This is a genomic window from Geodermatophilus chilensis (genome assembly GCF_002802985.1).
GTDB lineage: Bacteria > Actinomycetota > Actinomycetes > Mycobacteriales > Geodermatophilaceae > Geodermatophilus > Geodermatophilus chilensis.
In genome coordinates this window covers 1-17,820 of sequence record NZ_NVPT01000059.1, presented here as the reverse complement: position 1 = coordinate 17,820, position 17,820 = coordinate 1, and the positions used below count along the sequence as shown (strand labels likewise).

Genomic DNA, 17,820 nt, shown 5'->3' with positions numbered 1-17,820 from the left:
GCCCTCCGGCGCGTTGGGGGCCGGGCCGGTCACTCGCCGGCGGCCTCGGCGTCCCGCCGGTCCAGGGCACCGGCCTCGACCAGGACGTCGAGCGCGGGCTCGAGCCCCTGCAGCGCCCGGGCGAGGTCCTCGGGCCGGGCGATCGTCCAGGCCTGGGTCTCCACGTAGCAGCGCACCGCCTCGTCGAAGGCCTGCTCGCCGGCCGCCTCGCGCGCGGCCGCCAGCGCCGCGGCGCCCTTGCCGTACACGAGGTCCTCGTACTCGTCCTGGTCGTCGAAGTCGGCCATCGAACCCCCGACGGCACCGCCCCGGTCGAGGTCGTCCTCGTGGGTGTGCCCGTCGGCGACCGACTCGGCGTAGCTGGCGAAGGCCTCGTCGAGCCAGGGGTCGCGGAACTGGGAGTTGCCCACCATGCCGTAGAACCACATGTGCGCGACCTCGTGGACGACCAGGCCCGGATCGTCGCTGCCGAGCAGGATCGACGACGCGTACTCCTCACCGCCGCCGTCGTCGGACACCAGGGGCACGGTGAGGGTCGGATACGGGAACGGGCCGAAGCGGCCCTCCAGGACCCGGATCGCCTCGGCGGTGCGCTCGGCCAGCTCCTCGGCAGAGGCGTCGGCACCGGGGAGCACGCCGGTGGTGACCCGCGTGCTGCCGACCTCGACCGTCGCGGTCTCGAACTCCCCCACCGCGACGAGCACGTCCCGGGCGACGGGGTCGTGGGACTCCCAGACCCGGCGGCCGTCAGCGGTCTCCCGCGGCCGCCCCTGGTCCCCCGACGTGAGGACGACGAGGTCGCCGGGCACCGAGACGCGGATGGTGGTGTCGGCCGCGGGCGCCGCGGTGGTCTCGCCGCTGACCTCGACCATCGGGTCCTGCGCCCAGCCGACCCCGGGCTCCCAGGTGAGCAGTGGCGCGCCGCTGCCCCACCAGGTCACGCTGTCGTCCACGCCCAGGCGGTCGAAGCCGGCCGGCGTCTCCCCGGCCGTGAGCCGCAGCCGGAAGTCCAACTCGACCGAGACGGTCTGCCCTGCCGGCACGGTCTCGCGCAGGTCGACGCGGTAGAGGCTCCCGGGCGTCCCGGACGCGGCGCCGGCGTCGACGTACCCGCCGCCGGCCACGAGGTCCCCGCGCACCGCCTCGACGGCGAGCCGGTGCCCGGCCGACTGCGGCGCGTTCGGGACCAGCCGGAACCAGAGCTCCGCCACCGGCAGGTCCGGGGTGAGGGCCACGGTCTCGGTGCCGGTCACGGTCCGGAGGTCGTCCGCCAGCCGGAGGTCGAGGTCGACGACCGGCCGCTCTGGGTCGGGGGCGGCCCGCTCCGTGACCGGACAGCCGGCCGCCAGTGCTGGAGCCGCCTCCGGGCCCTCGGGAGCGGTGCAGCCGGCCAGGACCAGGAGCGCACCGCAGATCGACGTGGCGCGTGCGGTCCTGGAGTGCATCGGTACGCCCCACCCGGCAGGTCGGCCCGGCCCGCGCCGGACGGGTCCGCTCCCGGCCGCCCCGCTCGGCAGCGAGCCTAGCGAAACGGGGTCGATCCGCAACAGGCCCGCTGCGCGGGAACTGGAAGGGTCAGGCAACGGGCGTCAGCCGACGGGGGTCGCCGTCCTGGCCTGCAGCCACTGCTCCAGCTGCCCGGCCGGCAGCGCCCGGCTGAGGTGGTACCCCTGGACGACGTCGCAGCCGAGGGCGGTCAGCGCGTCGACGGTCGCCTGGTCCTCGGCGCCATCGGCGACGAAGACCAGGCCTAGGGCGTGCGCGAGCTGCAGGGTCGAGATGACGATCGACGCCGACCGGGCGCTGCCGGTCATCGCGCCGACGAAGGTGCGGTCGAGCTTGAGCTCGGTCACCGGCAGGGTGGCGAGGTAGGCGAGGCTGGACCAGCCGGTGCCGTAGTCGTCGATGGAGACGCCGACCCGGCCTCGCGCAGCCCGGCGAGGACCCGGACGGCGCGCTCCCGGTCCTCCATGAGCAGGCTCTCGGTCACCTCGAGGACCAGCGCGGACGCGGGGACGCCGTGCCGCGCCAGCATCCCGGCCACCTCGTCGGGGAAGCCCTCGTCGACCAGGTTCGAGGGGCTGCCGTTGACCGCGACGACCAGCTCGCGGCCGCGGTCGGACCACGCCCGCCGCTGGGCCAGCGCGGTGTCCAGCACCCGGCGGGTCAGAGCCGCCATGAGACCGGCGGACTCGGCCAGCTCGACGAAGGCGTCGGGGAACAGCAGCCCGCGTTCGGGGTGCTGCCAGCGCACGAGCGCCTCCACGCCGTCGACCCGGCCGGTCGCCAGGGTCAGCTTGGGCTGGTAGTGCAGCACCAGCTCGCCTCGTCCACGGCCCGCCGCAGCTGGGCCACGGCCTCGAGGCGGTGCCGGCCGGACCCGTGGCGCTCCTCGTCGTACACGACCGGGCCGCTGCGGCCGGCCTTGGCCGCGTACATGGCCAGGTCGGCCATCTGCAGCAGCTCCTCGGCGTGCCGGGAGTGCCGCGGGCCGAGGGCGATGCCCACACTGGCGTCCACGCTCAGCGCCATGCCGCCGACGGGTGACCCGCGCAGGTGTCGCGCGCCCTCGAGGCGTCCCCCGGCCCGGCGGGCCGCGCCGGGTGGCCGAGCCGGTCGTCTCCGAGGGCGCGCTGGACTAGCGGCTCTGCAGGGCGTCGAGCGCGACGGCCATGGACGCCGCGACGCGGAAGTCCAGCCGCGGGTCGGGCACGGTGACGGTGTAGCGGTCGCGGACGGCCTTCTGCCGCTCGCTGGTCATCACCGGGGCGCCGGTCGCGGTGTCGACGAAGTCGAAGTGGAAGACGAACGGCACCCAGACGTCGCCGAGGTAGGGGATGAAGTCCCAGACCCGGCGCAGGATGGCGATCGACTGCCGGCGCTCGCGGCCGACGGCGTTGAGCGTCGGGGTCGACAGGTCCCACGTCGAGCGCAGCAGGCTGGCGCCGAACTGCTTGCGGAAGTACCCGCGCGGGGTCCCGTACTCGTCGAGGACGTCGTGCTCGGCCGCGACGTCGAGCCGCTGCCGCGCCTTGAAGCGGAAGACGGCGCGGCTCTTGGTGGCGTCGGCGTAGAAGACGACCTCCTCCTTGAGCTTCATCCGCTTCTGCTCCGCGAACGCGAGCAGCGGGCCCTCGGACCCGTCGGGGTTCATCCCGATCACCTCGTAGCGGTTCACCATCAGCGTGATCCGCTGCCGGACGAAGAAGGCCGGCACGACCATCGGGGCGGGCGGCTGCTGCGGTCCGGGCGGAACGGTCACGTCGGGTCTCCCGTGCTGGTCAGGTGCTGGGCGCTCGGGCGTCATCGTGACCCATCGGGACGTCGTCCTGCGGATCAACGGACCGGACACCTCAGGGACGGGGGCCGGAGCGGGTGCCGGTGAGGGCGGCGTGCAGCCGGTCGACGAGCTGGTCCAGCGGGCTGGGACTGCGGTCGGCGGGCAGCGGCGCGGAGGGCAGGAGGACCCGCAGCAGCAGGTAGACGACGACGCCGGCGCCACCGGTGACCGTGAGGCCGACGGCGCCGACCCGCCAGAGGACGGCGTCGATGCCGCTGTACTCCGCAAGGCCGCCGCAGACGCCGCCGAGCATCCGATCGGTGCCGCTGCGGCGCAGTTCGGGACGGGTGGATGCGGGGACCTGGGGTGTGCTGGTCATGGGGACGAGCGTGGTCCTCCCCGGGCGCCGCGGGGAACGGGGGAACGCCCGGATCGCTCCCCCGTTCCCGGGGTCAGGGTCGTCCCCGACCCCGGCCCGGGTGTCCGGGCAGATGGCTCACTTCCACGGCGGCCGGCGGGCTCCGACGTCCGGACGGGGCGGGTGGAGCTGTACGTCGCGCCGGGTGATCCGTGGTTCACCGCGGAGTGAGCTCGACGAGGTGTCGTCCGGCTTCCGCGGTGCTGGTGCGGAGGTCCTCGTCCACCGGTACGAGGGGCCCGGCACTGGTCCGCCGAGCAGGGCTCCCCGGGCCACGTCGCGGCCGCCTCCGAACTGGCGCGGAGCCGTGTGGCCCTCCCGATGGCCGTGCCCGACCGGTAGCTGAGGGCTCCTCCCCCCGGGTGAACCGTCGCAACTCCCGACCGCCCGGCGTTACAGGCGATCCCGTTTCGTGCCGACCTCTCTCCCAGAGCCACAATCAGAGAGGAAAGGTCATGCGCAGGAACACGACGACGAGGGGGCGGCCACTGGCCGGGCTTCCGTCTGGAGAACCGCGGGGTAGGTCGTCCCGCGTCCCCCGGCGGGTCATCACGATCACCGCCGCGGCGGCCGTGGCCGCCGGTCTGGCCGGCCCGGCCACGGCGCAGGCGTCGACCGAGCCCTCCACCGATCCGGTGTCTGTGATCGTCCAGGAGTTCACGGGAGCCGGGAACGCTCCTGAGCGTGCGGTGACCGCTCTGGGCGGCATCGTCGAGGAGCCGCTGGGGATCATCAACGGCTTCAGCGCGACGCTGCCGGGCGACCGGCTGGGCCTGCTCCGTTCGGCGCCCGGAGTCCGGTCGGTCACCGAGGACGCCGCCGTCCAGCTGCACGACGCCGAGACCGAGGCGGTCAACAGTCTCTCCGGCTCCATGTACTCGATCAACCACGAGGTCATCGGCGCCTCGGGCATGTGGGACCGCGGTTACACCGGCAGGGGCGTCGACGTGGCGCTCATCGACTCCGGCGTCGTGCCGGTCGACGGACTGCGTGCGCCGGGCAAGGTCGTGCACGGCCCGGACCTCTCCTTCGAGGCCGAGGTCTGCGATGAGACGGGTTGCTCGCCCAGCCCGGTCAGCAATCTGGACAGCTACGGTCACGGCACACACATGGCCGGCATCATCGCCGGCCGGGACGACGCCTCCGCTGGCCCGGTGACCAGTCAGGACACCTCGAACTTCAAGGGTGTGGCCCCGGACGCGCGGATCGTCAGCGTGAAGGTCGCCGATGCCCAGGGCATGACCGACGTGTCGCAGGTGATCGCCGGCATCGACTGGGTAGTGCAGCACCGCAACAAGGACGGGCTGAACATCCGGGTGCTGAACCTGTCCTTCGGCACCGACGGTGTGCAGGACTACCAGCTCGACCCGCTCACCTACGCGGTGGAGACGGCCTGGCACAGCGGCATCGCCGTCGTCGTCGCCGCCGGCAACAGTGGGCACGACAGTGGGAAGCTGACCAATCCGGCGTACGACCCGTACGTGATCGCCGTGGGTGGGGTCGACGGCAAGGGCACGCACGGGGTCGGCGACGACGTCGTCCCGGCTTGGTCGAGCACCGGCGACGGCATTCGCAACCCCGACCTGGTCGCGCCTGGCGCGAGCGTGGTGAGCCTGCGCAACCCGGGGTCCTACCTGGACACCAGCTACCCGGGGGCGCGTAACGGGGAGCGGTTCTTCCGCGGCAGCGGCACCTCGCAGGCCGCCGCTGTGGTCTCCGGCGCGGCCGCCCTGCTCGTTCAGCAGCGGCCGGACATCACGCCCGACCAGCTCAAGGCCCTGCTCACCGGCACGGCCAAGGAGTTGCCGAAGGCCGATCCGATCGCCCAGGGTCACGGGCTGGTCGACCTCAAGCGGGCGCGCCAGGCAGCGACCCCGGACGCCATCCAAACCTGGCCGCGCGCCACCGGCCTGGGTTCCCTGGAGCAAGCCCGCGGGTCGGCCCACCTCGAGTACGAGGGCGTGGTGCTCGAGGGTGAGATCGACGTCTGGGGCTTCGCCTGGGACGCCGAGGCCTGGGCCAGCGCGGCCGCCGCTGGCAGCACCTGGTCCGACGGCACGTGGTCCGGCCACACCTGGTCCGGCCACACCTGGTCCGGCCACACCTGGTCCGGCCACACCTGGTCCGGCCACACCTGGTCCGGCCACACCTGGTCCGGCCACACCTGGTCCGGCCACACCTGGTCCGCCTCGGACTGGAGCTGATTCCCGTGACGACGATGACGGACAGCCACCCCGTGGCACGTTCGAGCCTGTTCCGGCTGACCGCAGATCAGCGGGTCACGCTGCTGGTCGCGGCCGTGGCCGCGGCCGCGGTGACGCTGTTCGTCATCGTCGTCCGTGATTTGCCGGGTCTCTACACACCGCTGAGCGTGCCGTGGCCCCTGTGGGTGGCCGCCTTCGCGGCCGGCGAGATCCTGGTGGTGCACGTCCACCTGCGACGGGACTCCCACTCCTTCTCCCTGACCGACCTCACCCTCGTCGCCGGGCTGTACCTCCTCGAGCCGGCCGCCCTCGTCACCGCGCAAGTAGTCGGTACCGGGCTGGCGCTGGTCCTGCACCGACGCCAGTCCGGGCTCAAGCTGGCCTTCAACGTGGCCCAGTACGCACTGGGCGGCTGTCTGGCTACCATCGCGTTCGCCGCGCTGGCCCGGGCCGCGGCCTGGTCCGGCCCCTGGGACTGGGCGGCCGCGCTGACCGCCGTCGCGGTGGCCACGCTCACCGCCGACCTGTGCATCTTCGCCGCCATGCGGCTGTCGGACGGCTCCGTGTACGCCAGGGAGCTGTTCCGAATCATCGCCACCTCCCTCCCCTTCACGCTCGGGGTGGCGACGGTGGGGCTGCTCGTGGCCCGCACGGCCGCGCACGACCCCACGGCCCTGGTGCTGCTGGTCGCGCCGGCCGTGCTCTCCGCCGCCGCGTACCGCGCCTACACCCGGGCACGGGAACAGCAGGACAACCTGCGGCTGCTGCACGAGACCACGTCGCTGCTCTACACCGGCGACGCGGACACCGCCTTGGGGCAGTTCCTCGCTTCTGTGCGCGGCGCCTTCTCCGCGGGGGTCGCCGAGCTGGTTCTGCTCGGCGAGGACGGCACCGCGACGATGAGCCGCAGCCGCGACGGCCAGGAGCCGGTGGCGCTGGCCCTGCTGGAGGACCCCCAGCAGGCGACCCGGCTGGTGGACTGCGCCACCGCCACCGGCACGTTCACGACCCGCACCGGCGCGGCGCGCGGCCAGGCCCTGGACCGCTACTCCGCTGACCGCGGCTTCAAGGACGCCATGGTCTCGGTGCTGCGGACCGAGGACCGGACGCACGGGCTGCTGCTCGTCGGCGACCGGCTCGGGGACGTCGCCACGTTCAGCCGCAACGACCTAGCGCTGCTGGAGACCTTCGCCCGGCACGTGGCGACGTCGCTGGAGCGCGGCCGCCTGGAGCACGACCTGCGCCAGGTGACCGAGCTCAAGGAGAACCTGCGCCACCAGGCGATGCACGACGCCCTCACCGGGCTGCCCAACCGGACGCTCTTCCTCGACCGGACGGAGCACGCGCTCGCCCTCGCCGGCCGCAACGGGCTCTGGCCGGCGGTGCTCTACATCGACCTCGACGGCTTCAAGCCGGTCAACGACACCTACGGCCACGAGGCCGGCGACGTGCTGCTGCGGGCGTTCGCCGAACGGCTGCACAGTTGCCTGCGAGCGGCCGACACCGCCGCCCGGCTGGGCGGCGACGAGTTCGCGGTGCTACTGCACGGACCGATCGACGAGGCCGGGGTCCACCAGGTACTGGGCCGCATCCGCGCCCAGCTGGACCTGCCGATCGACCTGGGAGCCGGGCGCGTGGCGACCGTCGGGGCCAGCATCGGCGTGGCCATCGCCGACGCCGCCACCGACGTCGACACCCTCATCCAGCACGCCGACGTCGCGATGTACGCCGCCAAGCGCGGGGGCCGCGGCATCTCGACCTTCTACGAGCCCGGCCTCGCCGAGGGCGGTGAGGACCGGCCCGACCCGGGGGCCGAGCTGGCCGCCGGCCTCACCCGCGGGGAGTTCACCGTCGTCTACCAGCCGCTGGTCGATCTGCGCACCGGGCACGCGGCCGGGGCCGAGGCACTGGTCCGCTGGCAGCACCCCACCGACGGGTTCCGGCCGCCGGACACCTTCATCCCGCTAGCCGAGGAGACCGGCCTGATCACCGAGATCGGCGCCTTAGTGCTGCGCGACGCCTGCCGGCAGGCTGCGCGGTGGACCCGCCCGGACGCCGTCAGCCCCGCGCCCATGGTTACGGTGAACCTGTCCGCGCGGCAGGTCACCGACCCGCGGATCGTCGACCAGGTGCGCGACGCGCTCACCGAGGCGGATCTGGACCCGTGCCGGCTGGTCCTCGAGATCACCGAGACCGTGTTGATGCAGGATCGGGAGGCGGCCACCCGCACCCTGGTCGGACTCAAGGAACTCGGCGTCCGCATCGCCATCGACGACTTCGGCACGGGCTACTCCTCGCTGGCCTACCTGTGCCGCTTTCCGCTGGACATGCTCAAGGTGGCCCGCGAGTTCGTCGACGGCCTCGGCCGGGACACCAACGCCGACGTGGTCACCCGGGCCGTCGTCGATCTGGCCGGCGCCCTGGGGTTGCTCACCGTGGCCGAGGGCGTCGAGACGCCGCACCAGCACGAGCACGTGGCGGAGCTCGGCTGCGACCTCGCCCAGGGTTACCTGTTCTCCCGCCCGGTCGACGCGGAGACCGTGCTGGCGGTCATGACCGGTGGAGTGACGTCCGTTCGGGGCGGCGTCCCCACCGCCTGAGTGCGCAACGAACCGCCGCCCGGGAGGTGTCCTCCCGGGCGGCGGTCCGTTCGTCGCGTGCGCGCGCTGCGCGCGGGGGTCAGACCCCAGGCTGGTCGGCCGGGGCCCGGCCCTCGACGGGGATGCGGATGACGAAGGTGGTGCCCTCCCCCGTGACCGAGTCGAAGGTCAGGCTGCCGCCGTGGCCCTCCTGGACGACGCCGCGCGCGAGGGGCAGGCCCTGCCCGCTGCCGCGGCCGACGTCCTTGGTGGTGAAGAAGGGGTCGAACATCCGGATGCGGACGTCCTCCGGGATGCCGCCCCCGGTGTCGGTGATGCGGACGACGGCGTCCTCGCCCTCCACGGTGGTGGAGACGGTGATCGAGCCGCGCCGCCCGGTCTCCTCGATGGCGTCGGCGGCGTTGACGGTGAGGTTGAGGAAGACCTGGTTCAGGTCGGCGATGTTGCACACCACGGGCGGGAGCTCGCCGAGCTCGAGGTGCAGATCGGCGACGTCGCTGACCTGGTGCCGGGTGACGGTGATCGTCGCGGCCAGCGCCTCATTGAGGTCGGCCGGCGCCTGCTCCTGGTGCCCGGGGTGGCTGAAGGTCTTCATGGCCCGGACGATCGTGGCGACCCGGTCGATGCCCTGCAGGGTCTGCGCGACGGCACTGGGGATCTCCTCCTCCAGGTACTCGAAGTCGATGCCGGCCTCGGCCTCTCGGACCCGCTCCTGTCGCTCGGCCCACCCGATCGGGTTGGAGGTGTCCAGCAGGGCGCGGTAGACCTCGACCACGCGGATGAGCTCCTGGTACGCCTCCTCGAGGAAGCGCGCGTTGTCGCCCACGTACTGGATCGGCGTGTTGATCTCGTGGGCCAGGCCCGCGGAGAGCCGGCCGAGCGACTCGAGCTTCGACTCCCGCTGGTACTCCGCCTCGCGGGCCCGGCGCTGGGTGATGTCCCGGGTGGCCATCTGGATCTCGGTGATCTCGCCGCGGGAGTCGCGCAGCACCGAACGCGTCGACTCCACCCAGACCCACTGCCCGTCCCGGTGGCGCATCCGGAAGGTCAGCTCCTCCGGCACCTCCTCCCCCGGCCGGCCGGCCTCGTCGCCGAGCAGGTCGGTTCGGTCGTCGGGATGCACGAGCTCGGCCGGGTGGGTGCCCAGCAGCTCCTCCGGCGGGATGCCCAACAGGTCCTGCGCCGCCCGCGACACGTAGAGGAACCGGCCGTCGGGCGCGTGCCGGCTGATGACGTCGGCGCTCACCTCGGCGAGCACGCGGTGCAGGGTCTCCGAGCGCGCCAGAGCGGAGGTCTGCCGGCGCAGCTCGTCGGCCTGCTCCTCCGCGTCGGCGCGCAGCTTCTCGGTCTCCAGCACACGGCCGAGCAGGTCGGCGAGCATGCGGAACACCGGCGCCTGCTCCAGCAGCCGCGGGGACTGCACGGTGGGGTCCAGCCCGAACAGCGTCCCGAACAGGCTCCCGTCGCCGGCCCGGATCGGAACGCCCACGTACGCGCCGATCTGCATGCGCTGGGCAGCCTCCGCCGACGCGTACGCAGGGACGGCCATGGCCTCGGGGGCGATCTGCGGGGCTTCGCCGCTGACCATGCGCTGGCAGAGGGACTCCGACCAGGCGCCGCCGTCCCCCACCCCGAGCCCGTAGGCGTCGTCCTCGACGGTCAGGTAGGTCTGCCGGCCTTCGCCGACCCGGGAGATAGACCAGAAGCCCATGGGCACGGCGCCCTTGAGGAAGGAGACGACGGCGGCGCTCGCCTCGTCGAAGGACATCAGGGAGATCGAGGTCTCCGTGGAGATGGACATGGCCTGCCTACCTGTCGGACGTCGGTGTGCGGGTGGGTGCGGCGGGAGTACGGCGGCGGCCCGGCCCCGCGTCGTCGCGGGGCCGGGCCGCCAGTGCCGCAGGTGGGGTGGGGTCAGCCACGCACCCAGACCTCGTCGCGCACCCGTTGCTGGCTGACGAAGTTCTCGAGGCGGTGGATGAGCGGCTCGGTGACGACCGTGCCGCGGCCGACGAGGAGCACGCCGTCGGTGGTCAGGACGTCGTCGAACACGACCATGTCGGGCGAGAGGTCCACGATCGACACCGCCTTCGGAGCCGGCTCGGCCTCCTCGGCGTCGTGGATGCTGGACAGCGCGTCGAGCACGGCGGGGTCGTAGGCGCCCCCGTCGGCGCGCAGCGCCTGGAGGGTGTCGTGCACCGACGGGCGCTGGGCCATCCCCGCGTCGAAGTCGACCGCAACCCGTAGGACGCGGGCGCTCATCGGCAGGTCGTCGCCGCGGGGGACGTCGCCGACCGACCCGGCTCCGTCGTAGCGGGCGCGGTGCCAGCCGATCGCGTCGGCCACGGACTCCAGCCGCGGAATGCCGGCGACCAGGTCGCGGCTGATGGCGGGCACGCGGCGCTCCATGTCCCGCTCGTCCTCATCGAGGGGACGGCCGGCCTCGAGCTTCTCTAGCAGCTTGGGCGGGAGCGTGACGGTGCCGAGGTGGGCGAGCATGGCGGTGATCTCCAGCTCCCACGGCTCCTCGACCTGCAGGTGCTGGGCCAGCTCGGTGACCGTGCGGGTGACGCGCTGGGCGCGGGCGAACGCGGCCGGCTGGGCCAGCGAGAGGGTCTCGGTGAGCGCCTCGACGGTGCGCCGCAGCGTCGTCCGCAGCATCTCCTTCTCGGCGGTGACCAGGCGGTTGTACTCGACCGCGCTGCCGATCTCGTCGAGCAGCACGTCCGGCGGGCACGGCTTGGTGAGGAAGCGGTAGATCTGCCCCTGGTTGACCGCGTCGATGGCCGACTGGGTGTCCGCCTGGCCGGTCAGCAGGATGCGGACGACGTCCGGGTAGGAGGCGCGGACCTTCGCCAGGAACGTCGCGCCGTCCATCTGCGGCATGCGCATGTCGGACACGACGACGGCCACGGGCGTGGTCTCGAGCAGCTCGAGCGCGGCGGCCCCGCTGCCCGCGGTGTGGACGGTGAACCTCTTGCGGAGCTGGCGGCGCAGGCCGTCCAGGATCGCCACCTCGTCGTCCACGAGGAGGATCGGGGCGAGGTCGGCCCCCGGCCTGGGCAGCGCGGAGAAGGTGGTCATGCGGCACTCCGGTCGTGACGGTCCTGCGCCCCGAGGAGAGGCGACATCTCAGATCTCGGCAGGATCCGTTCGAGCTTGAGTCGTATCGGGATGCAGCCCCACCCAGGGGGTCAGGGGCCGGCGGGCTCGCGGCTGCGCGCCTCGGTCCCCACGTCGCCGTACGGGTAGTCGGCACGGCCGGGGTCGCTGACGGCGTCCAGCCGGGCGAGGTCCTCCGGCTCCAGCGTCACGTCCACGACGCCCAGGTTGTCCCGGAGCTGCGTAGGAGTGCGGGCGCCGAGGATGACCGAGGTGACGGCCGGCCGGTCGACCAGCCAGGCGAGCGCGACCTGCGGCATCGAGACGCCGCGCGCCTCGGCGACGTCCTGGACGGCCTCCAGCACGTCCCAGGTGCGCTGCCGGGAGCCGACCCGGTCGTAGGCCTCCATGCCGCGGCCGGGGTCCTCCCCCAGCCGGGTCGCGCCCTCGGGCCGCTGGTCGCGGGTGTACTTGCCCGACAGCCAGCCGCCGCCGAGGGGGCCCCACGGCAGCATGCCCAGGCCGTTGTGCAGGCAGGCGGGGACGATCTCGAACTCGATGTCCCGGACCAGCAGGCTGTAGCTCGGCTGCAGCGTCACCGGGACGGCGAGGTACCGGTGCTCGGCGAGGTCGACGGTCTTCTGCACCTGCCAGGCGGTGAAGTTCGACAGGCCGGGGTAGCCGATCTTGCCGGCGGAGACGGCGTCGTCGAGGAAGCGCAGCGTCTCCTCGAGCGGGGTCAGCGGGTCCCAGGCGTGGAGCTGGTAGAGGTCGACGTGGTCGACGCCCAGCCGGCGCAGGGAGTCGTCGAGCGCGCGGCGCAGGTGGCGGCGGGAGGTGCCGAGGGCGTTGGGGTCCTCGCCCATCGGGAAGCGTCCCTTGGTGGCCAGGACGACGCGGTCGCGGACGTCGGCCGGGCGGGCGGCCAGCCACCGCCCGGTGATCTCCTCGGCCGCGCCGGCGGAGTAGACGTCGGCGAGGTCGACCAGCGTGCCGCCGGCCTCGACGAAGAGGTCGAGCTGCTCGTGCGCACCCGCCTCGTCGGTCTCGGCGCCGAAGGTCATCGTGCCCAGGGCCAGGGCCGAGACCGCGCAGCCGCTGCGGCCGAGCGTGCGGTACTCCACGAGGTGCTCCTCTTCTCCGGGGGTCCCGCGCGACCTTGCCGCAGCCGCGCGGGGACCACCACCGGAGATCAGGCACCGCCGTCCCGTCCCGGTGCCACGGCCACACCCGTCACCGCCGTCTGGCCAGCACCCACATGACGAGCACCAGCACCAGGATCACGACGGCGATCGCGCCGAAGACGATCAGATCGGTCATCGAGACGGACATCAGCCGACCCCGTCCTCTCGCAGGAGGCGTGCACCGCGCGCTGGGAGATCCGCAGTGCGTGTGGCCGAGGACGCTAGGGACGCCGACCGTGGGCAGGACCCGCGAGCCGGGGCGTTGGCGAAGTGTTTGCCTCTTCATGGTCCGACGCTTGCTCCGGCCGATCCGCAGGGCACAGCCGAGCGCTGACGTCGTCCGGCCCGTCGTCGGGAGCTCGTGCCCGTGCGGTCAGCGGCTCTGCGAGTCCACCGCCGCCTCGATGAGATCGGCGACCTCCCGGGTGGCGGCGTACGCGCCGGCGGCCAGGAAGGACCGCTGGATGACCTCGTTGAGGTTGCGCCGCGACATCATGTCGTTGCCCATGGCCCGCTGTTCGGCCGCACCGGGGGCGAAGACGACTGTCCGGACGCCGGCCCGCTGCAGCGCCCGGACCTCGTGCCTCAGCAGGCGTGCGGAGTGCCGGCGGGACGCCGCGTAGAAGTTGGGGAGCCAGCCCGCGGGGCCGCTCATCGGCGAGATGACGACGACGAGGTCCAGCCCCCGACCGCGGAGGACCGCGGCGTTGGTGGGCGAGTGCACCCCGCCGTCGACGTACTGGTGCCCGCGGATCTGGACCGGGGCGAAGTACCCGGGCACGGCGCAGGACGCCGCGACCGCCAGGTGGACCGGCACCTCGGGCGTCCCCGGGCGGCCGAACACGACCCGGCGACCGTCGCGCCGGCGGACGGCGCAGATCCACAGGTCGGGGTCCGGCCACCCCGGTCCCTCCAGCTCGCGGAGGGCGGCCAGCTGCTCGGCGACGTCGTGCCGTCCCGGCGCGATGAGGGCCATGCCGGCCGCCAGCGGTCGGAACCGCCACGGTCGGGTCAGCGCACGCTGCACCATGTGCCGCCCGGGCAGCGCCAGCGGCCGGCGCAGGACGTGCAGCGGGTTGAAGGGCGCGAGCTCGGGGACGAGGGTGCCGGCCATGTGGCGGAGGACGTCGTCCTCGTCCGACAGCGGGGCCTTCACCGTCCAGGCGGCGAGGTCCTCGGCCGAGACGCCCAGGCGGAGCAGCGTGCCGGTGATGGAACCGGCCGACGTCCCGACGATCACCTCGACCGTGCGCGCGTCGAAGCCGAAGTCGTGCTCGAGCACCGCCAGCACGCCCGAGTGGTACGCCTGGCCCACGACGCCGCCACCGCCCAGCACCACGCCGACGCGCATCACGGAGCGAGCGTGCCAGTGCCCCGGTCGGGTCCGCGACCCTCCGCCCGACGACGTGCGGACCCCGGCCGTCGGGCGCGGAGCCCGGCCGCACGTCCGGCTCCGGGTCGGCGGTCGGTGGCGGCGACACCGGTCCCGCCGCCACCGACCGCGGAGCTCACCGGCGGCTGCCGCCGCCGATCATGGGGTCGTCGCCGCCGTCCCGGACGCCCTTCTCGACGCCCTCGGTGGAGGACGGGGTGGTGTAGCCCGCCGGGTCGGACTCGGTGGTCAGCGCGTCGTCGCGCACCACGGCCGGGGGCGGCTGCTCGACGACGGTGACCTCCTCGGGCTGGCGCACGCCCTCCTCCGGCCGTTGCTCCTGCTCACTCCCCTTCGACGCGGCCACGGCGGCGCCGGCTGCTGCCGCGACACCGGCCGCGGCCGCGACGCCGGCGGCAACGGCCTTCCCGGAGACCCCGGCCTTGCCGGCGTCCCCGTGCGAGCCGACGGCGTCGCCGACGCCGGGCGTGCCGACGTCGAGGTCCTCGTTGATCGAGCCGCGCCACGCGCCGGTGGCGTAGCCCTCGTCCTCGATCAGCTGCTTGAACCGCTGGAGGTCGGAGTCGACCTGCCGCTCGACGATGCCGAGCTTGTCGCCGACCTGCTCGACCGGGCCCTCGGGCTCGTACTCCAGGGTCAGGTGGACGATCGTCGAGCTCGGGCCGGTGGCCTCGAAGCGGACCGCTCCGGCGTTCGTGGCGCCGCTGGTGGCTGCCCAGGCGACCTTGCGGTCCGGTTCCTGCTCGAGGATCGAGGCGTCCCACTCCCGACGGACGCCCGCGATCTCGGCGACCCAGTGCAGGCGCCGGTCGTCGAGCTGGCGGACCTCCCGGACCCCGCCCATGAAGTGCGGGAAGTCCTCGAACTGGGTCCACTGGTTGTAGGCCTGGTTCACCGGTACGTCGACCTGGATCGACCTCTCGACCTTGGTGGTCATCGCTGGTCCTCTCTCTCGCGGGCAATGGATCACCCCGGCTACCCTCGGGCGCAACAGGTGATGCACGCCACCCTCGAGCGCCTGCGGCTGGTGGGACAGGTGTGGCGCCCGGGTTCGCGCCGTGGACGTCGTCCGCCGATGAAGCAGGCATGCGCGCCAGCCACGTCGCCACCGCCCTCGCCGCCTTCCTCGCCGGATCGACCGCCGCCACGGTCCTGCACCGCCGGGCCGCCCGCCCGACCCCGGCCGCCACTCCCCTCCCGGCCGCACCGGTCGACGAGCGCGACGCCGTCGTCCTGCCCTTCTCCCGCCCCGTCGCCGCTCCTGCAGTGGTCGCGCCGGTCGTCGCCGGGCCGACCCGCTGTGGTGACAGCGGCGGCCGCACCAAGGCCGGCGCGCCGTGCGGTGCCCGCGCGACCGCCGGTGGCCGCTGCCACCACCACCCGCTGGCCGCCTGAGACGTTCCCGCGGGAACGTCTCGGGCGACGGACCCGGGTCCGGGATGACCGCCGGGCCCGGGACCGCCCCCCACGGCTGACGCCTCGGCACCGGCGTGCGCGGATGCACAGTTCCTGAGCTGCGAACCCGGCATCCACGGACACCGTCGTACGACGCATCCGGCCAGGTCCGGGCGCTGCTCGCACCCGGGCTGCTGCGGGTGTCCGACCGCGGCGGATTGGCACGCCACCTGCTGGGTAGCTGCGGGCGACGGCCGTCGTGCGACGGCCCGGTCGTCCGGCGCTCACGACAGGAAGCAACCATGACACTGCCCGATCGGGATGCGGCGAAGGACTGGATCGGCCGGACGGTGGTCGACCGCGACGGCGCAGAGATCGGCGTGTGCGCCGCCCTGCTGGCGGACGAGGCGACCGGGCTGCCGGAGTGGCTGTACGCCGAACGCGACGAAATGACCGTCGTGGTGCCGCTCCTCGACGCGACCGGGAGCGGTGGCCGGGTGCAGGTCACGGTCACCCGCGACCAGGCCGACGGCGCGCCACGGTTCGGTCCGGCGCACGAGCTGTCCCAGGACCAGGAGGCGGAGCTCTACCGGCACTACGGGATCGAATACTCGACCGCCACCTCGGACAGCCTCCTGCCCGCCCCCGACGCCGAGCCGATCGAGTCGACCGCGTCCGAGCCGACCGAGTCCGCACCGACCGAGGTCGGGTCCCCCGTGTCCCAGCCGACCGGGTCCGCACCGGACGCGTCCGCCTCTGACGCGTCCGTCGGTCAGCGCGTCCCGAGCGGTGACGCGAGGCGCGGTCGCGGGGTGGCGGCCGTGGTGGCCGTGCTGGCCGGTCTCACGGCAGCCGTGGTGGCGGCGGTACGCCTGCGCCGGGGATCGCCCCTCGGGTCGGTGCGCCTGCTGCGACGCGGGGCTCCCCCGCCGAGGTCGGCCGCGCAGCGCGCCCTGGCGGGCACCGCCGCCGTCCGCGCTCGAGCCGCGGAGATCGCCGCGGCGGCCGGACCGGTGGTGGAGGCCTCGGCCCACCTGGCGCAGCGCGGCGCCTCCGCAGGTGCCCGGTCGGTCGGCCGCGCGGCCGTTGCCGCAGCGGAGCTCGGCCGGGAGGCGTCGACGGCGGCGAGGACCTACACCGACGAGGCCACGGCGCGGCTCGCGCCGTGGCTGGCCACGACCGGGCAGGCGGCCTGGCGGGCCGCCCGGGCCGGGACGGACTCGGCCCTGCGCGCCAGCGATGCGACCACCCTGGCGGTCGCGGCGGCCGTGCCGCGGGTGGCAGCGGCCGTCGGCCGTGCCGGCCGGACGGGTCTGCATGCCGTGCTCACGGTGGGCGCGGCAGCCGAGGCGGTGCCCGAGGCGGTGGCCGAGACCGGTGAACGACTGGAGAAGGGCTGGAGGAGACTCGTGGGCAGGTTGTCGTTGGGGCTCGGTTTCGGTGTCGGGTACGTGCTCGGCGCGCGCGCCGGGCGGGCCCGGTACGAGCAGATCAAGCAGGCCGCGGCCGACGTGATGGAGCGGCCGGAGGTCCAGCAGGCCCTGGAGCAGGTCAGGGCCGCCGCGCCGGCTCCGCTGAAGGGGAGCATCGACAAGCTGTCCGGAGGTGGGTCCGGCCGCCACAGCGCTGACGCCGGCGCCGGCGCGGAGACGGTGGGCGTCGACGCGGTCATCGAGCAGGCCGACGTCGTCGCGACCCCACCCCCGCCGGCGTCGGGCACGGGCCGCCCCCGCGGGACGGACGCTCCGCTGCCGGACCCGCTGATCCCACCCGCCAAGTCGGACGACGGCCCCGCCGGACGGCCGTGACCACGGTGTAGCCGTACCGGCCACTGCGGGTCCCGACGCCGTCCACGCCGGTGCGGGTGGGGGTGTGCTCACCGGCGCCGGACGTCGGACCCGGACGGCGTAGCCCCGCCCCCTGGTCGTCCCGTCGACGGGACGACCTGGGCGCGGGTGTCCTCCCGCCGCCCCCTGCGACAGCCGGGCTCAGCGGTAGACGAGCGTCCCGTCGTCGAGGTCGGCTTTGGGCAGCCGCTCCATCTCCTCTGCGTGCTCCGCCATGTGGGTCCACGGCTCCTGTCAGGTGCAGGGTCTCGTAGCCCGTGGGGCTGAGGTGCGCGGCCGGGAGTGGGCGTGGCCATGGGCAGCGTCCTGACCCCCGGGCGGGGTCGGCGTGCATGGGAACTCCCGCGAGCCTTGACCGCGGCGGTGTACCCCGTTTGGGTGACCTCCTCGGCACCCG

Annotated in this window: 13 protein-coding genes and 1 pseudogene; 4 read left to right on the top strand and 10 right to left on the bottom strand. The window is 74.0% G+C overall.

From position 1 onward, the window contains the following. Positions 1-29 precede the first annotated feature (29 nt). The 5 genes and pseudogenes from CNO22_RS11885 to CNO22_RS11860 all read right to left on the bottom strand — a co-directional run bounded on the left by CNO22_RS11885 (position 30) and on the right by CNO22_RS11860 (position 3,659). Positions 30-1,445 carry a M1 family aminopeptidase gene (locus tag CNO22_RS11885; protein WP_100499576.1) on the bottom strand — a complete coding sequence of 472 codons (1,416 nt, stop codon included), beginning with the start codon at positions 1,443-1,445 and terminating at the stop codon, positions 30-32. A gap of 144 nt (positions 1,446-1,589) precedes the next feature. Beyond that, a pseudogene (locus CNO22_RS29015) lies at positions 1,590-2,317 on the bottom strand (EAL domain-containing protein). After that, positions 2,293-2,532 (bottom strand): diguanylate cyclase domain-containing protein, encoded by a 240-nt coding sequence (locus tag CNO22_RS11870; RefSeq protein ID WP_108724374.1) that lies wholly within the window; start codon positions 2,530-2,532, stop codon positions 2,293-2,295. The pseudogene CNO22_RS29015 and the gene CNO22_RS11870 overlap by 25 nt, the downstream one beginning before the upstream one ends. A 106-nt stretch (positions 2,533-2,638) precedes the next feature. Beyond that, entirely contained in the window at positions 2,639-3,262 is a 624-nt protein-coding gene (locus CNO22_RS11865) for an LURP-one-related/scramblase family protein (RefSeq protein WP_100499573.1), read from the bottom strand. A gap of 91 nt (positions 3,263-3,353) precedes the next feature. After that, positions 3,354-3,659: a PspC domain-containing protein gene (locus CNO22_RS11860; RefSeq protein ID WP_100499572.1), complete on the bottom strand. Its 306-nt coding sequence runs from the start codon at positions 3,657-3,659 to the stop codon at positions 3,354-3,356. Positions 3,660-4,387: 728 nt separating this feature from the next. On the opposite strand from CNO22_RS11860, the gene CNO22_RS11855 reads away from it, so the two are divergent. Next, positions 4,388-5,902, top strand: coding sequence for a S8 family serine peptidase (locus CNO22_RS11855; protein WP_198588269.1), 1,515 nt, complete (start codon positions 4,388-4,390; stop codon positions 5,900-5,902). Positions 5,903-5,916: 14 nt separating this feature from the next. Then, positions 5,917-8,502, top strand: coding sequence for a putative bifunctional diguanylate cyclase/phosphodiesterase (locus tag CNO22_RS11850; RefSeq protein WP_232806980.1), 2,586 nt, complete (start codon positions 5,917-5,919; stop codon positions 8,500-8,502). A 79-nt stretch (positions 8,503-8,581) separates the two neighbouring features. On the opposite strand, the gene CNO22_RS11845 is transcribed toward CNO22_RS11850, so the two are convergent. The 5 genes from CNO22_RS11845 to CNO22_RS11825 all read right to left on the bottom strand — a co-directional run bounded on the left by CNO22_RS11845 (position 8,582) and on the right by CNO22_RS11825 (position 15,118). Beyond that, positions 8,582-10,303 carry a two-component system sensor histidine kinase NtrB gene (locus CNO22_RS11845; protein WP_100499569.1) on the bottom strand — a complete coding sequence of 574 codons (1,722 nt, stop codon included), beginning with the start codon at positions 10,301-10,303 and terminating at the stop codon, positions 8,582-8,584. A gap of 113 nt (positions 10,304-10,416) precedes the next feature. Beyond that, positions 10,417-11,586, bottom strand: coding sequence for an HD domain-containing phosphohydrolase (locus tag CNO22_RS11840; RefSeq protein ID WP_100499568.1), 1,170 nt, complete (start codon positions 11,584-11,586; stop codon positions 10,417-10,419). A gap of 110 nt (positions 11,587-11,696) precedes the next feature. Next, entirely contained in the window at positions 11,697-12,728 is a 1,032-nt protein-coding gene (locus CNO22_RS11835; RefSeq protein WP_100499567.1) for an aldo/keto reductase, read from the bottom strand. A 433-nt stretch (positions 12,729-13,161) separates the two neighbouring features. Further along, positions 13,162-14,139 carry a patatin-like phospholipase family protein gene (locus CNO22_RS11830; protein WP_100499566.1) on the bottom strand — a complete coding sequence of 326 codons (978 nt, stop codon included), beginning with the start codon at positions 14,137-14,139 and terminating at the stop codon, positions 13,162-13,164. A 157-nt stretch (positions 14,140-14,296) separates the two neighbouring features. Beyond that, positions 14,297-15,118 (bottom strand): SRPBCC family protein, encoded by an 822-nt coding sequence (locus CNO22_RS11825; protein ID WP_100499565.1) that lies wholly within the window; start codon positions 15,116-15,118, stop codon positions 14,297-14,299. Positions 15,119-15,267: 149 nt separating this feature from the next. Between CNO22_RS11825 and CNO22_RS11820 the strand changes: the two genes are divergently transcribed. Together CNO22_RS11820 and CNO22_RS11815 are read left to right on the top strand one after the other, a co-directional pair. After that, positions 15,268-15,576 carry a hypothetical protein gene (locus CNO22_RS11820; RefSeq protein WP_100499564.1) on the top strand — a complete coding sequence of 103 codons (309 nt, stop codon included), beginning with the start codon at positions 15,268-15,270 and terminating at the stop codon, positions 15,574-15,576. A gap of 302 nt (positions 15,577-15,878) precedes the next feature. After that, positions 15,879-17,384, top strand: a complete 1,506-nt coding sequence (locus tag CNO22_RS11815) for a hypothetical protein (RefSeq protein WP_100499563.1) — start codon at positions 15,879-15,881, stop codon at positions 17,382-17,384. Positions 17,385-17,820 lie beyond the last annotated feature (436 nt).